The sequence below is a fragment of the Parabacteroides leei genome, from assembly GCF_023369805.1.
GTDB classification, from domain to species: Bacteria; Bacteroidota; Bacteroidia; order Bacteroidales; family Tannerellaceae; genus Parabacteroides; species Parabacteroides leei.
Genome location: NZ_JAMBQG010000001.1, coordinates 304502 through 321004, shown reverse-complemented (window position 1 = coordinate 321004; position 16503 = coordinate 304502). Strand labels below are relative to the sequence as shown.

9 protein-coding genes are annotated in these 16503 nt (G+C 44.3%); 6 read left to right on the top strand and 3 right to left on the bottom strand.

Features of this window, described 5'->3' with window-relative positions:
- Positions 1-15: 15 nt before the first annotated feature.
- The 6 genes from M1P97_RS01200 to M1P97_RS01175 all read left to right on the top strand — a co-directional run bounded on the left by M1P97_RS01200 (position 16) and on the right by M1P97_RS01175 (position 9307).
- On the top strand, positions 16-1530 hold the full coding sequence (locus M1P97_RS01200; protein ID WP_195375556.1) for a Gfo/Idh/MocA family oxidoreductase: 1515 nt from the start codon (positions 16-18) through the stop codon (positions 1528-1530).
- A 21-nt stretch (positions 1531-1551) separates the two neighbouring features.
- Entirely contained in the window at positions 1552-2406 is an 855-nt protein-coding gene (locus M1P97_RS01195) for a sugar phosphate isomerase/epimerase family protein (RefSeq protein ID WP_249388167.1), read from the top strand.
- Between the two features lie 122 nt (positions 2407-2528).
- Positions 2529-3080, top strand: coding sequence for an RNA polymerase sigma-70 factor (locus M1P97_RS01190; protein WP_195374318.1), 552 nt, complete (start codon positions 2529-2531; stop codon positions 3078-3080).
- A gap of 89 nt (positions 3081-3169) precedes the next feature.
- Complete coding sequence (locus M1P97_RS01185) at positions 3170-4048, top strand: FecR family protein (RefSeq protein ID WP_249388166.1); 879 nt, start codon at positions 3170-3172, stop codon at positions 4046-4048.
- Positions 4049-4287: 239 nt separating this feature from the next.
- On the top strand, positions 4288-7641 hold the full coding sequence (locus tag M1P97_RS01180) for a TonB-dependent receptor (protein ID WP_317242254.1): 3354 nt from the start codon (positions 4288-4290) through the stop codon (positions 7639-7641).
- A gap of 19 nt (positions 7642-7660) precedes the next feature.
- Positions 7661-9307, top strand: coding sequence for a RagB/SusD family nutrient uptake outer membrane protein (locus tag M1P97_RS01175; protein ID WP_195374320.1), 1647 nt, complete (start codon positions 7661-7663; stop codon positions 9305-9307).
- A gap of 75 nt (positions 9308-9382) precedes the next feature.
- Here the strand turns inward: M1P97_RS01175 and M1P97_RS01170 are convergent, their stop codons facing one another.
- From M1P97_RS01170 to M1P97_RS01160, 3 genes are all read right to left on the bottom strand, one after another.
- A complete protein-coding gene (locus M1P97_RS01170; protein ID WP_249388164.1) occupies positions 9383-10939 on the bottom strand; it encodes a hypothetical protein in 1557 nt (518 codons plus the stop codon).
- 7 nt (positions 10940-10946) lie between these two features.
- Positions 10947-14936, bottom strand: coding sequence for an SUMF1/EgtB/PvdO family nonheme iron enzyme (locus tag M1P97_RS01165; protein ID WP_249388163.1), 3990 nt, complete (start codon positions 14934-14936; stop codon positions 10947-10949).
- Positions 14937-15020: 84 nt separating this feature from the next.
- Entirely contained in the window at positions 15021-16496 is a 1476-nt protein-coding gene (locus M1P97_RS01160; protein WP_195374323.1) for a RagB/SusD family nutrient uptake outer membrane protein, read from the bottom strand.
- Positions 16497-16503: the final 7 nt, after the last annotated feature.

Below are 16503 nucleotides of genomic sequence, written 5' to 3'. Positions count from 1 at the left end.
TTAATAATAATAGTTATGAAAAACATTTCAAGAAGAAGTTTCCTGAAGACCGGGGCTGTGGCTGCGGCCGGTCTGACTATCGTTCCGGGATCCGTGCTCGGCAGAACTTTCGGGCATACGGCTCCAAGTGACAAACTGAATATTGCCGGTATCGGCGTAGGCGGTATGGGACGGCGTAACCTGGCGAATATGAACACGGAAAACATCGTGGCACTCTGTGACGTCGACTGGCATTATGCCGACAAGACCTTCAAAGATTACCCGAACGCCAAACGCTTTAAAGACTGGCGTGTGATGTTCGACGAGATAGGCAAATCGATCGATGCGGTGATGGTGGCTACCCCCGACCATACTCATGCAGGCGTAACTGCCCATGCCATCACGTTAGGTAAACATTGCTACACACAAAAACCGCTTACCCACTCTGTTTACGAATCACGTTTACTGACCAGGCTGGCCAAGAAATATAAAGTAGCCACACAGATGGGCAACCAAGGCAATTCATTCGACTGGTGCCGCCAGATCGCAGAATGGATACAGGCTGGTATCATCGGTGAAGTATATGAAGTACATTGCTGGACCGACCGTCCTATCTGGCCGCAAGGACTAATGCAGCCTAAAGATATGCCTAAATGTCCGAAGACTTTGGACTGGGATCTCTTTATCGGCCCGGCACAGAAACGTCCTTATAATCCGGTATATACACCCTGGAACTGGCGTGGCTGGTGGGATTTCGGAACAGGTGCATTAGGCGATATGGCCTGTCATATCATGGACCCGCTCTACTGGGCACTCGACCTGAAATATCCGACCAGTGTTATCGGTAGCTCGACCTTAAGCAATTTATATTCTCCGCCTCATGCTCAGATCGTTACTTATACTTTCCCGGCACGTCCGGCAAAAGGAAGCGTCAAAATGCCGGAAGTAAAAGTTTACTGGTACGATGGCGGCCTGATGCCTCCGCGCCCTGAAGAACTGAAAGACGGTCAGATGATGGGAGATGAAAACGGCGGTATCATCTTTGTCGGTACCAAAGGAAAGATCATGACCGGCTGTTACGGAATGAATCCGACCCTATTACCCATTTCCGCCATGGAACATTTCAACCAGCCAAAACCGACTATCCCACGAATCAAGGGAGGTAACGGTGATATCTGGTCGACCAATGCCCATGAACAGGATTGGATACGGGCTTGTAAAGAATCGCCGGAAAACAGGACGGAAGCTTCTTCCAATTTCCAATTCTCCGGTCCGTTCAATGAAATGGTCGTGATGGGAGTTCTTGCCGTACGTCTGTCCGGTTTGCAAGGTTTACACCGGGAACTGCAATGGGATGGCGAGAATATGCGCTTTACCAATATATCTCCGACCGACAAAATAAAGATCGTAACGGTAGACGATTTCAAGGTAATAGATGGCGATCCTCGCTTCGACCGTCGTTTTGCCGAATTCAATGCAGCTGAAATGGCCGACGAATGGATCAAGCATACCTATAATAACGGGTTCTCTTTACCCGATATGCCTAAATAACTCAAATAGAATGAATAAATTATGATAAAACGAATATTCAACAGCTTATTGACAATGGTTTGTTGCCTGCTGGCCTTCTCGGCACAGGCACAGACCAAAGCCGAAAAAAACGGCTGGCGCCTGGGAATGCAATCCTATAGCTTCCACCTCTTTTCCCTGACGGAGGCATTCGACAAAACCCAGCAATTAGGCCTGAAGTATATAGAAATATATCCCGGACATAAACTGGGCGGTACATGGGGCGACCGGGTTTTCGATTTCAACCTGGATACCCAGACCCAGAAAGAACTGAAAGAACTGGCAGCCTCCAAAGGCATAAAAATTATCGGAACAGGCGTTTATGTAGCAGAGAAATCATCCGACTGGGAAAAGATGTTCCGCTTTGCCAAAGCGATGGATATGGAATTCATCACTTGCGAACCGGCTCTCGAGGACTGGGACCTGGTAGAGAAACTCTCAAAACAGTATGGAATCAAAATATCCGTACATAACCATCCCCAACCTTCCGATTACTGGAAACCGGAAAACCTGTTACAAGCGATATCCGGCCGTAGTCACTCGCTCGGTTCCTGTGCCGACGTCGGTCACTGGCGTAGGGAAGGATTGGATCAGATCGAATGCCTGAAGAAACTGAAAGGCCGCCTGATCTCCCTTCACTTCAAAGATATCGCACCTAAAAAAACCGGCGAGAAAGAACAGCATGATGTAATCTGGGGAACCGGTATACTTGATGTCAAAGGTATGTTGAAAGAATTAAAATCACAGAAATTCAAAGGCGTATTCTCCATCGAATATGAATATAACTGGGAAAATTCTGTTCCTGACATCAAAAAATGCATTCAGTATTTCAATCAGGTGACAGATGAAATTTTATGATCTGCAAAACTAAATTGCTTGCGAAGTCCGGGACTACCCTCCCAAGGAACTTCGCAGGCAATACCTGTCCCCGTTAATCATCAAAAACAGAAAGTAAAACGATTTCAAACATTCAAACTACAATGAAATCTGATGAAACAATAATTGCGCAGATCCAGGCTGGAAATATTTCTACATTTAATACGCTGTTCCATGTAGTATATATCCAATTATATGTCCACTGCCGTAAATTCATTTACGATCCCGAGATTGCAAAAGACCTGTTACAAAATGTCTTTCTCCGTTTCTGGGAAAAAAGAGAAGAAATAGATATCCACACTTCCTTAAATGCCTATTTACACCGATCTGTTCAAAATGAATGTTTAAATTATATACGGACTATGAAAACAACAGCAATCATCGAAAACAACGATTCCGGTCAAAAAACAGAAATTGCCGGGGATGCAAATCCACACTCAGAACTGACAATGTTGGAAATAGAACAAATAATGGAAAACACGATCGAACAATTACCGGATCAATGTAAATCCATCTTCAGGTTAAGCCGTATAGACGGTCTCAGGAACCAGGAAATAGCGGATCAACTGGCTATCTCCGTCCGGACAGTGGAAACACAAATCTACCGGGCTCTCAAAATCCTAAAAAATAACCTGAAAGATTATCTGGCCTCTTAACAAATTTATAACACAAAATGAATCAGTCTTGTAAGTAGCTCAGCCTTCGGATGTGTCATACTTATAAAAGAGAAAAAGAAAAACTAAAAATGAAGGAGTACACCAAAGATATAATCGAAGAAAGTCTGAACGATGAAGTGGTTGTAGGCTATGAATGGGAACGCTTGTTATCGTCGCTACCGGCATTGGAACCGAGCAGCTCTCCCACCCCCAAAAAAGAAAAAACATTCTTGCTGGTCCTCCGGTATGCAGCAGCCATTTTTATCGGTTTCGGCATTTCGCTGGCAACCATCTTCTTTATCGACCAGAAAAATACAACAGAAACCGGAACATATAAACTGGTCACACTGAAAGGAGAAAAAAGTTATCTTCAGTTACCCGACGGAACAAAAGTATGGCTTAACTCCTGCACGACAATCCAATATGCAGAAGATTACGGACGATCCAACCGCAATATCCATTTAAGCGGTGAAGCTTATTTCGAAGTAGCCAGAAATGAGAATAAGCCGTTTATCGTCAAGGCAAACGGGATCGATGTAAAAGCCCTCGGCACCGCATTCAATATATCTGCCTATCCGGAAGATACCCAGCTGATCACCACCCTGTTCAGTGGAAAGGTAGCCGTGCAACCGACATTGACCAAGCAGCAGATCATGCTTGCTCCTAACCAGGTCGCCATTTATTACAAAAGCGGAAACAAAATAGAGGTAACCCCTTATGACAAAAAACTATTTGCGCAGTGGAGAGGCGGTTATCTCTCTTTCGAGATGATGTATCTGCAGGATATAACCAAACTGCTGGAAAGAAATTATAATGTCGTATTCAGATATGACAATCAAAAGATCAAGAAGTTCAAATTCAGCGGAAGTTTCCGAAACAGCGAAGATCTGACTCAGATACTCAATGTGATCAAGACAAATACCGGTATTCAGTATCAGGCCAGGCAGGATACGATAATTATTAAATAAAACGAAGTTTCAATCTCCTAAAAACAAATTGCCTATGGAACAATCATAAAGTCTTTTTACAGGCCGGTAACGGTCCTGATCGTTGTGTTTATAAATAATTACTAATCTTAAATATACAAATTATGGCAAATCATGCAGGGAGTTCAGGAAGCACCCAATTGAGTACTTTAAAGAAGTTTACTATAATAGGTTTGTGCTTAATTATCTTCCAACTGAACGTAGCGGCAACATCCGCCCAGATGATCTCACTAAGTATTACCAAAGGAACGATCTCTGATGTTTTTAAAGCAATAGAGAATCAAAGCGATTACAAATTCTTTTACAATGATAACCAGATCGATGTAAACGACAAGGTGGATATCAAGGTACAGGAAAGTCCTATTGAAAATGTCCTGAACGATATGTTCAGGGATACGGATATCACTTATAAGATCGTAAAGAACCATGTCGTTCTGACAAATAAGAAAATTAAAGAGGCCCCGGTCGAATCGGTTAATCAGGATAAAAAAAGAATAACCGGAAAAGTGACCGATCCGGACGGAGAAGCCCTGATCGGAGTAAATGTCATAGTAAAAGGTACTACGCTGGGGTCTATGACAGATGTAGATGGAAATTATCTTCTCGATAATGTCCCGGACAATGCAATTGTTGAATTCTCATACATCGGCTATGTACAGCAAAGTATAAATGCAGGCAACAGAAGCCGGTTGGATATCATGTTGTCGGAAGATACCCAGAAACTGGAAGAAGTAGTAGTGGTCGGTTACGGTCATTTCAAGAAAAGAGACCTGACCGGAGCTATTACCCAGGTAAAAGGAGATGATATAGCGAACCTTCCTCTTCGTAGTGCCGCAGATGCCTTGCAAGGAAAAGCAGCAGGTGTAACCATCACCTCCAGTTCCGGCAGCCCGGGTTCGTTGGGTAATGTACGTATCCGTGGTGTCGGTACCATCAACAACAATAATCCGTTATATGTAGTGGACGGACTACCGCAGGATGATATAGGTTGGCTGAATGCACGCGATATAGAAAGTATCGAAGTGCTGAAAGATGCATCCGCCCAGGCTATCTATGGAGCACGTGCCGCTAATGGTGTTATACTTGTCTCTACCAAACGCGGAGCTTCGGGTGAAAGTTACCGGAGCAATATCGAATTCGATATGAATATCGGTTTCCAAAGCATTCCCAAACGTTATGACGTATTAGATGCCGAAGGATTTATGGAATATAAGAATCGTGCTTACACAGCAGCCGGCAAAACATTGATCGACGACTTCTCCACGCCGGAGAAACGGGAACAGATCCTCTCCTTCCTTGAAAAGAACGGTGGACGCGCAGGTACAGACTGGTGGGACGAAACTACCCGTAAACCGTCGGAAGCGATTAACCAGAATTATAACCTGGCTTTCTCAGGTGGCTTGAATAAACTGAGATACCGCACCAGTTTCGGATACATGAAACAGGATGGTATTTTGAGAGGTTCCGACTACGAACGTTTGTCCGGCCGTCTGAACATGGACTCGGAAGTAACCAAATGGTTGAATTTATCGGCAAACATCAATGTGGTTTATGAATCCAGAAGAAACCTGGATGAAAACAACTCTTATACCGCTACTGTATTCAGTACGATCAGTGCCGACCCGATCACTCCCGTATACAGAGATAATCTGGTCGATATTCCAGATTTCCTGCAAACACGTATTATGGGTGGATATGAACCGACAAATCCATGGTCCAGATATACCGGTGTCATTTACTCAAACAAACCTAATACAGTTGCCCAGGTAGATCGCATGGCTGAAAACAAATGGCATGGCATAGCAACGAAATCGAATGTTTCCGGAGAATTCAAACTATTCCCATTCCTGACATTCAAATCCAGTATCGCACTTGACCTGAATCGCAATCAAAGCGATGGTTTTACTCCCAAGTATTATCTGGATGGAGATGAATACAGTACCTATGCAACCGTAAGCAGGGGTGTTTCCAATACCGATTATTGGGTGTTCGACAACTATTTTACTTACAATCAAAAGTTCAACAAACACTCAGTCAGTGCCATGATAGGAACCTCGGCCGAAAAGAAACGCTACGAATACATCGGTGCATCCAAACAGGGAATGGTCAACAACGATCCGAGCCAGCAAATCATTAATGCCGGTACACTTAATCCGGGAGCCAGCGGATATTCTGTCACCAACTCACTGAATTCATATTTCGGACGTGTATTCTATTCATTTGACAACCGTTATATGCTGACTGCCAATATTCGTTGGGACGGTTCCTCCCGCTTCGCAGACGGTAACCGCTGGGGGTGCTTCCCGTCCGTTTCTGCCGGCTGGAACTTCTCGGAAGAAAGCTTCATGAAAGATTTCGAATGGTTATCCCTCAGTAAACTAAGGGCTGGTTGGGGAGAAATAGGAAACCAGACTATTTCAGACGGTGCCTATTTGAATACCTACGGGAATGGCAGCTATTACATTTTCGGTAATCCTTATGAAACTATCCTCTACGGTGGCCGTACCCAGGTTGGTAACCAGGATTTAAAATGGGAAACCACCCGGCAATTAGACCTCGGTTTAGACCTGGCCTTCTTCAATGGATCGCTACATGCCAGTTTCGATTACTTCAACCGTAAGACACAGGATATGCTTGTACAGGTTCCGGTTCCCAGCAGTCTGGGATTTCCCAATATCCCTTGGATGAATGCCGGTAGCGTAAGTAATAAAGGTATCGAACTGACAATAGGATATAATGGCAAAGCCGGAAAAGATTTGAAGTATTCTATCGATGGAAATATTTCCACTTATCGCAATAAGGTAGAAAGTCTTGGTAGCGGAGCCAATATTCCCGGTAAAGGAATTCATCTGGGTTATTATAGCTACACCATGACAGAACCGGGTAAACCGATCGGTTATTTCTATGGATATAAAACAGATGGAGTATTCCAGACACAGGAAGAGATCGACAATTATAAAAACAATGGCCAGGTAGTTATGCCGGGAGCTAAACCGGGTGACCTGAAATTTAAAGATCTCAATGGAGACGGTAAACTGGATGACGAAGACCGTACCATGACCGGTAATCCACATCCGGACTTCACATTCGGCCTAACCTTGTCCGCCGAATATAAAGGTTTTGATGTTTCAGCCTTCTTCCAGGGATCTGTCGGCAACGACTTATTGAATGTTTTGAAATATGATATTTATTCGGGAACAGGATGGTATAATGCCCCGAAAGATATCCTGACAACCTATTGGAACGGCCCAGGCAGTACGAATAAGAATTTTGGTATCGATGCCGATAGCCGCATGAACCTGGAAATGTCGGACTGGTATGTGGAAGATGGTTCTTATGTCCGTTTGAAAAACCTGCAAATAGGTTATACGATCCCTTCTGCCATCACCAAAAAGATTACGATCAATAACCTGCGTGTATTCGTTGCTGCACAAAATCTATTTACCATTACCGGATATTCAGGACTCGATCCGGAAATCGGGGAGATCAATAACAATCCTCAATACAAAGGATGTGATATGGGATTTTATCCGCAGCCAAGAACATTTATGTTTGGTATAAGTCTAAAACTTTAATCTTAAAAATGACTGTATTATGAAATCAATATTAAATAAATGTACATTATTTGCATCGACAGTAGCCATAAGTCTTCTGATGGCCGGTTGTAATTCCGATTTCCTGGACAGGCCAACCTTAGGATCACTCGACGAAACGACGTATCTGAGTACGGAAGATGCGGGCTTCAAACTTCTGATAAACTGTTATCAACCTATACTAAACCAGTGGGATTATCAGACCATGAAGTTTGACCTTGGCGATCAGTTGACAGACGACTGTTCCAAAGGAGGCTCGGATGCCGGCGACCGTTCTGTTATCACAGAAGTAACCCGGGGTAATCCTACCGCCACCAGTAGTTTACTGACACAATTCTGGGATCATCGTTATAAACAGGCTATTTCTCCCTGCAACGTCTTCCTCTCGCTGATAACTCCGGAAACGCAGCTGATCAAAACCGGAGGTTCCCTGGTTTCTACCGAGGAGAAAAAACGCTGGATAGCAGAAGCCTATTTTATGCGTGCTTTCTATTATTTTGACCTGGCAATGCTGTTTTCCAATATCCCGATCATAGACAGGCCATTAAGTGCAAGTGAAAAAGGAGATATAACAAAAGCTGATAAAGCGGAAGTTATGAAATTTATCCTTTCGGATCTGGAGCTGGCTATTGCGGAGCCAAATCTGCCGAGTGCCAAATCATTACCCGCATCCGAACTGGGACGTATCACAAAAGAAGCAGCTCTAGCATTCAGAGCCAGAGTAAATATGTTTTATGGTAATTATGAAGCAGCGAAAACTGATTTGAAAACGGTCGTCGACTCCGGTTGTTACGAGTTGATCGATGATTACGAGACCTTGTTTAATAGTGCCGCTAAGGGGTATATGTCTAAAGAGGCTGTATTTATCACCTTACGTTCCTATGTTCCGAATTATACGGGAGGAAGTGTTTGTCCTCAAATGAATATCGGACGTGCCGGAGCAGGTGGCTGGGGAGGCGAATGTCCGACCTACGACCTGGTAGACGAATATGAAGTAGGCGATCCGCGTCTGGTTCACACCGTACTTTCATCAGGAGATATCTTCGTTAAATCGGATGGAACAGAGGAAGTCCACGATTACTCCGGATATGATAATTTCTCATTACAACATAGCCGCAAACAGTATCCCGACTGGTCAAGAAGACCTATCGGCGATTTATTGAACACGGACTGGACTTTCTATCATATCCGTTATGCCGACGTACTGTTAATGTATGCCGAATGTCTGATCGAAACGGGCGATGATAAACAAAAAGCCGTAGATCTGATCAACCAGGTTCGTCACCGTGCTTTCGTCACCACCTCTCCGGCAGACAGTTATGCAAAGCTGAGAAAATTCAATCTGACCGATGATAAACGGGTTACTGAAGATATCTTCAACGCGAAATACAAAGTAAAAGTATCTGATGACCTGCAGAAAGCCTTACGCCATGAACGAAGAGTCGAGTTGGGATGTGAAGGTTTACGCTTGTATGACTTACTCCGTTGGGGAGCTTTTATTCCTACCATGCAGGCATTCGGTCAAACAGCCGAAGGTAAATACTCCGGAGCTGGAACTCACGTTACAGACAAAACCTATCCGTATCCGATACCACAGAATGAAATCGATTACGTAGGGGGTTCTTTAACGCAGAATGACAACTATTGATAGAGAACGAATAATATCATTTTGAAAAAGAAGGGCGAACTCCATTGGAGTCCGCCCTTTCACGTTGTTAACTACCTATTTGATTAAAAAGCACAAATCTTTTTCCTTTTGGCGTGCCATCAACTGCGCAACATACAAAGAACGGGGAAAGATATTGATCTCATTCTGTCCTTCCCAGACACCTTCCGGACGATCCGTAAAATGGCCGGAATACTTCTCTCCTTTCAGTCCGATACAATAATTCTTTCCGGAAGTCCACGGATTCTGTACCGCAGCACGTTTCACCCGGCAATTCCATAATACCTGTGTAACACCGGCCCAACCATGCCCACTCCCCATTTGTCCCCGGTCCTGCACATTTATTTCTCCATCCGTAATGATATTATCATACAATGTGCCTATCGACCAACGGTGATGCGGACCTATGTCGGCAAATGTTTGCGAAGCCGTGCAATTATAAAAAACATTCGGTCCGCAAACCTGCGCACCGGTGACATAGTCATGACGGCCTTCTATCGCCTGACAATTCATAAAGAGATTTTGCTGCCCCCAGTTATTGAAGGAATAGCGATATCCTCCTGTAATCAGTGATTTCGGTTCCAGGCAACGACAATCGATAACAGAAACATTTTTTGCAAAACGTTCGCAACTGACAGCCGAGTAAGCAAAATAACGTACCGTAATATTTTTTACCCAGCAGTTCTCCACCTTGTCCAGTTCTACGGCAATCCAACCATGTTCAAGATCTTCGTAATCTTCGAACTCAGATTCTATACACATATCGGATATTCCGACTTCACTGATACGCCCATCGAAAGTATATTTATAGACCTCGCCTCCTCCAAACTTCTTATCCATCTGCATAACGACAGGATTGTCGATAAAGATATTATTTCCTTCTATTCCGGTAATCTCCCGTTCAAAAGCCAAATTATATTCCTGCGGAGTCCATTGGCGGGTTCCTTTCCGTTCCACGATCTGATCCATCTTGATAGCATGTATCCACTCCTGAGTGCCGGGACGAAAAACTATTATACGGTCGCCTACCCGGAAGCTATCTGCTGATGATATACGGAACGAATGGGTACCGGTAGGTACAAAATCGTCTGTTATCTTCATTCTTGTTCCTTGCATTTCCTGCATAGAGCCGGCACCTCTCACCTGAATAAGTGAACGTCGTTTTTTACCGGTAGCGATCAAACGGGTTTCATTGATATTATCCCCTTCTCCCATAAGGATTATACCACTGTTATTGATTACTATCGAGTCGGCTATCCGGTAAACGCCCCGCTTTAGAAGGATCGTACCCCGATGCCCGTTCTCATCCGGCTTCCTACGGGAAACCTCATCAATAGCTTGCTGTATAACTGCACGGCTATCTCCGTTCTTAACCGGGTATACTACTTTTACAGCCGGATGACAGGGAATACTTTTATTGCCATGATGATACCCAACTCTACTGAAATCAGGTATAGTGTTTCCCTCCTTATCGGGTATATAAGTCAACGTACCCTCATCACTGATCTTTATCAAACCGGATTGCCAGGCCGGAGGCAGTTTCGTTTGTGCATGACAACAAACAACTACAGCTCCGGCCACTAATCCTACTACAAATTGTTTAAAAGCGCTCACTATAATCTTAATCTTCAATAATCACACGGAAACCTACATTATGTACTTTCTGCCAGGGCAGATAAGACTTACGGAAATAAGCTGTTGCCGTTTTCGGATGATCTATCCATGAACCGCCACGAACTACTTTTTCAATTCCTCGTCCTTGTTCTTTTTCGTTGTATGGATAAGGCAAATAATCGGAGCGGGTCCATTCGGCAATATTCCCCTGCATATCATATAATCCCCAGGGGTTAGCCTGATAACCGCCACCTTTCACCATCAACATATTACCGTCATCCACTTCATTATCTTTTGGTTGGAAAGTATAATATTTATACCAGGGATCGGTCGAACTCATCGGCTGAGGATCAACTCCCCTCACGGCTAATTTATTCAATTGCTTATCCGCCATATTTTCATACGCAGCAAAATCAGTATCTAATGCACCATACCAGAAGTCACTGCCACTACCGGCCCGGCAAGCCCATTCCCATTGCACCTCCGTCGGTAAAGTTATCTTCAATCCGGTTTTTGCACTCAACTTCTTACAGAAATCCACGGCTTCATCCCAACTGACACGGATAGCAGGTTGTTCCGGATTATTTGCCGGATATCCCTCATGTACATGGTCTTTCCAAAGCTGATTGATGAAGCGGCTGTTATGATCCGGGAAAACGGTACGGAACTGTTCATTACTCACTTCAATCTCTGCCATCCAGAAAGCTTTCTTTACTTCCTGTTTGTTGGCCGGCGAATAATCAGAGTGTCTCCGGTTGCTTCCCATTACAAACGTACCGGCCGGGATACGGACAAAGTTCATCACAATACCCGGAGCCAGTTCGATGCTTTTCTTTGTCTCCTGTTCTTTTGCCAACATTCCCTTAGCTGCATCAGCATCAAATGGCCAGCCTTTAACTTTCACTTCTTTATCCTTATATTCCTGACGTTCCGGTTTTACGGGAGAGAGTTTCGGCTGTTTACCCAGGTAATCGGCATAATCACGTATTTCTGCCTGCCAGTCTACACCTGAACGGGCATATTTTTCCGTCAGTTCCGTGCGGCGACTGATCTGTTCTACCCCTTTAAAGAGATTCGCTTTGAACTTACTATGATAGGGAGCATTAAAATCAATCCAGTTATAAAGAGTTTTCCACTCCTTATCTGTTAATTCTACTCCATGATGTCCGGTTCTCAATATCCTGATCAAATCACTGGCAGATGCATGATACTCATATGGATTCAAGACTTCTATTTCAGCTTCCGGCCCCTGACGATGAACATAAGGATGCAGGTTCAGATAGCTTTTGCCAAATCCGGAAAATTCATCGATACGGCCACCGGTAAGATCGGCTAATTTATTGGAACCATCATGGCAAGCGATACAAGCACGATCCAGGATCGGTTGGACTTCCAATTCGAAGGTAAACGGACGTTGTCCTCCTTCCGGCAAGGTGATCGCATGCGGTTTGATTGTCGATGCGACCACACGTTTCGGCATGGGTATCTGATTCTGATCTTCGTGACAGCCGATACAGGAAACGGTTTCACCCGGCATACCGGTCAGCCAGCTTCTCATCCATTGTACGGCACGTCCGCACGAGTCGAGTGGTTGAAGCGAGATCGGCGTATTTGCAGGTATGGTGAACAAGGCTGAACCATCTTCTTCCACCGGAACAGTACCTAACAGACGTTTAATATCCCACCCGCTTTGCACACCCTGAGCCCAATGGTCGGATGGTGTTCTGTTATAAGCATATTCATAGGAAAGCACACGGAAAGCTTTCACCGTACCACGCGGTACGCCTTTCAATCCTTCTCCTTCATAGATATCCTGAATAAATACAGTTGCTTCCTTTGTATCCGGTTTCGTGCGATCCGGAACAACAGGAGGTAGCGGTGTCTTTCTGACCGGGATCGGATGGATCAGGCCTTCCCCTTCGTACTCTGCGATCAAAGTCAGGTTATCGAATACATCTACCAGATAGATTCCCCACAGTGCATTCGGATTTAACTTGGCTGTCACCAGGAAATATTTATCGTTCAATGGATAAGGCTTAATGAACTGTGGCCATACACCATCAACCAAACGGTCTTTTACGATCGGTTCTATCTTACGATCACGGAAAGGTAACTCCTGCACCATTCCCAACTCCCCCTTACGCCCTTTAGACGGGTCAAACAGGATCAGACGACCTGAACGGGCAACACCATGATGACCGGAGATAATTCCTATAAAACCGGACGCCTGTCCGGGAAGCGGTTTTGCATCAAATGTACTGTTCGGAAAATAAGAACCGCTACCGTAGAGAGCCTTCTGTTCCGTTCCGTCCGGATTCATATGCATAACGAAACGGGAGAAATAATGCGTCAGATCAGTATATTCCCAGCGGGTATACATCACCTTCCCGTTATTCATCAATACTGGCGACCAGTTGGCATCCTGATCGAATGTCAGGCGACGTAACGAACCGTCTTTCGGATCATACAAACACATATTACCGACTTCATCGTTACCGTTTACACACGGGACACCATTATAACCGATATTGGATATCGCAATGATTTTTCCGGAAGGTAGCCAGGTCGCATCAAAAAACTCCAGATCTTTCTCCGGCGATTCGACCAGTTTCTTCAAACCTTTCCCATCCAACCCGACTTCAAAAACCTGCCAGCGCTTGTCAGTATCGACCATGGAGAACATAACACGATCGGCATTCCAATGTAGTTTCAGGTCAGGCAGGGATGAGCCGTTATCCGGTTTGAAAATAGTACGCGACTGAATATCGCCACGCAGGTTCGATAATTCCACAATCTCCGCATCAAATCCGCTACGGGCGGCAGAAGTCTGGTTCGACCAGTTGTTATTCTGCGTTCCCAGAGCACGGGGATTGATCTGACGGGCATTAGTTCCTATATGATAACGGCCGACGATCAATTTGTCGATATCCAGTTCAGGATTTGCCAACAATATATCATGTTTCAACTGTAGGGCTTGTTTGGCATCTTTTATAGTAGTTTCATCGTTTGAATATATACCGGAAAAACCTTTATTGACCAATCCCTTTAACCTGGAAAGCCGGGATTGGTTAACAGCCTGGTCAAACGATTTGTTACGTTTCATATCATTAAATGACTCTTCGATGGCCCTCAAATTCAGCCAACTCAGAGATTCCTGCAATTCGTATATCTGCATAGCGTCCTGTGCTATATTCAGATAAGCGATCACCTGTTTATCCAACTCTTTTTCCTGACCGGCAGCAGCAATCCGGGTTGTAAAATACGCCTTATCCGTCAACAGGTCGACAACGGACTGAGCGATATGTTTTTCTATATCGGCATTATAGGTCGTAACCAATGCTTTCATATCACTTCCGGCAAACGGAAGGAATTGTGCCGATTCAGCCGGGAAACCGGCAATAATATCTTCGGATAACTCTTTTCCGGTTATTCCCTGCAAGCGGAAAATAACTGTTCCCGCAGAGGAACGGTTTTCCAGTCCGATCTCAGCTTCAAAGCGGACATATTTCTTATCCAAAGGTACGACGATCTGTGCATTGGCATTCGCCATGATTGTCCGTTCATAGGTTTTTCCAGCCATAACGACCGGAACATTTTTGGCGTTGGCATTAAAGACCAGGCGCCCTGTTCCCGTATCTTTGAAGGTATCCTTCAGGTCATTCAGCCAGACAGACGAACCGTCGGCTGCGATCAGCCGGGCATTGGCCCATACAGCCTGGTCGTCGGCAGTACCGTCGACAGTACCCCAGGTATAAAGCACGATTTCATCCAATCCTGTTACATCGGCGGTAAACTTTTCGGCTGCTTTCTTTGCTTTTATTACTTTGGATGCGACCGGAAGAGAGCTCTTTTTCATTTGCTCATAGGCATTCTGTTTGGCAACAGCGATTCTTTCCGACCAGGAAGCGGGTACATTCCCTTGCTTTTTCTGCTTTTGGGAAAAGGCAGAAAGTGAAAAAGCAAGGCAGGCTGATAAAATAATTAATCTCTTTTCCATGATATCTATCTCCTATATTCAGAGAAAGAAGCCCCGCCAATAACAGCGAGGCTCCTCACCCATACTTAAATTATTAGCGAACGATTAATAGTTCGGATTCTGGATCAACACTCCGTTGGAGAAGTCGATCTGATCTTGTGGTAACGGAAAATATTCGTGTGCCTTCGACCAAGCTGTTATATGTCCGGCTAACAATGGATCAAGTTCCAGTCCGTTCAGTTTATCCATCATTTTCCAACGTTTCATATCGTAGAAACGTATCAACTCGAACGGAGTTTCCACGCGACGTTCGTGGCGGATCGCTTCACGCATCTGATCCTGGGTCAGGTTTGCAGCCAAATCAGCCAGTCCTGCACGCTTACGCACCTGGTTTACCATATCAGCGGCCCCGGAAATTCCCAATTCATTAGCAGCTTCAGCCTTCAGCAGTAGTAACTCACCCCAACGAAGGAATACCCAATCCTGTTCACTACGAGTACTTGCCTGCCACATATCACCATCTTTCATCAATGGGGTCAGCCATTTTACCATAGCTTTCTTTAAGTCACTTCTATTCAAAGAAACGACTTCACCACCCGGCCATTGATATTTGTCATCGAAAGCAACGATCTGTCCTAAACGATTATCACCTTCTTCATATTCATTCGTCAGGTTGGCAACCGGACGAACTCCGGAATAATTGCCATATATATGGTCAAAATTATTATAGTTATTCGGAGCCAGGAACTTAATAGAGAAAAGGATTTCCGGACTAGATTCCTGTGTATCATACGTAAAGTTATCAGCATAACGATCAGCCAAAGAATATCCTTTGATTTCGTCCAACAAATTATAAGCTTCCTGAACCTCGTCACGATTAGCCACTTTTCCGTCTTCTCCAAAAGCATGGAGCATAAGTACACGAGCTTTCAATGCTTTTGCAGCACCTTTTGTTACATGTCCGCCCGATCCCTTATAAGTTTTATCATCCAACTTATCAATCGCTGTCTGTAAATCGGCAATCAAATTTTTATATACATTATCAAGCGTTTCTTTCGGCATATTTTGTGTCGTAAGATCCAACGGCATCGTTGGATACGGAACTTCACCATAACACAGATAAAGCAGATAGTAGCAATAAGAGCGCAGGAACATAATTTCACCTTCATATTGGTTACGAACATTACTCATGTCCCCACCCTGATAATTATTCAACTGATATAAAAAAATGTTCATCCGGGCAATAGCCTCATACGCTTCTTTATAAAGATCCGGAACAAACCCCTGCATGGATGGGTCTATATTATCAGCTTGAATCAAGTCTGTTTTATATACATAACTGGAACCGGAGCTACCGTAACCATTGTCCGTCAAACAATCATAAACAACCATCCCATAAGATAATGTTTTAGCTTGCATACCTTGATAACAACCGGTCAATGCCGAATCAAAATCAGATTTTGATTGCCAAAAAATACTTTCTGACGGAGAAGTTGTCGGCGGAGTATCTAAAATATCAGAACAGGAAGACACTGTCATCATACCGGCAACCAATAGTGAAATATATGATAGTTTATTCATTTTCATA

What these genes read in the sequence shown, in the direction of transcription:
- M1P97_RS01195 (WP_249388167.1), top strand. Translation starts at nt 1,552, where the DNA reads ATGATAAAACGAATATTCAACAGCTTATTGACAATGGTTTGTTGCCTG.
- M1P97_RS01200 (WP_195375556.1), top strand. Translation starts at nt 16, where the DNA reads ATGAAAAACATTTCAAGAAGAAGTTTCCTGAAGACCGGGGCTGTGGCT.
- M1P97_RS01190 (WP_195374318.1), top strand. Translation starts at nt 2,529, where the DNA reads ATGAAATCTGATGAAACAATAATTGCGCAGATCCAGGCTGGAAATATT.
- M1P97_RS01165 (WP_249388163.1), bottom strand. Translation starts at nt 14,936, where the DNA reads ATGGAAAAGAGATTAATTATTTTATCAGCCTGCCTTGCTTTTTCACTT.
- M1P97_RS01185 (WP_249388166.1), top strand. Translation starts at nt 3,170, where the DNA reads ATGAAGGAGTACACCAAAGATATAATCGAAGAAAGTCTGAACGATGAA.
- M1P97_RS01180 (WP_317242254.1), top strand. Translation starts at nt 4,288, where the DNA reads ATGATCTCACTAAGTATTACCAAAGGAACGATCTCTGATGTTTTTAAA.
- M1P97_RS01175 (WP_195374320.1), top strand. Translation starts at nt 7,661, where the DNA reads ATGAAATCAATATTAAATAAATGTACATTATTTGCATCGACAGTAGCC.
- M1P97_RS01160 (WP_195374323.1), bottom strand. Translation starts at nt 16,496, where the DNA reads ATGAATAAACTATCATATATTTCACTATTGGTTGCCGGTATGATGACA.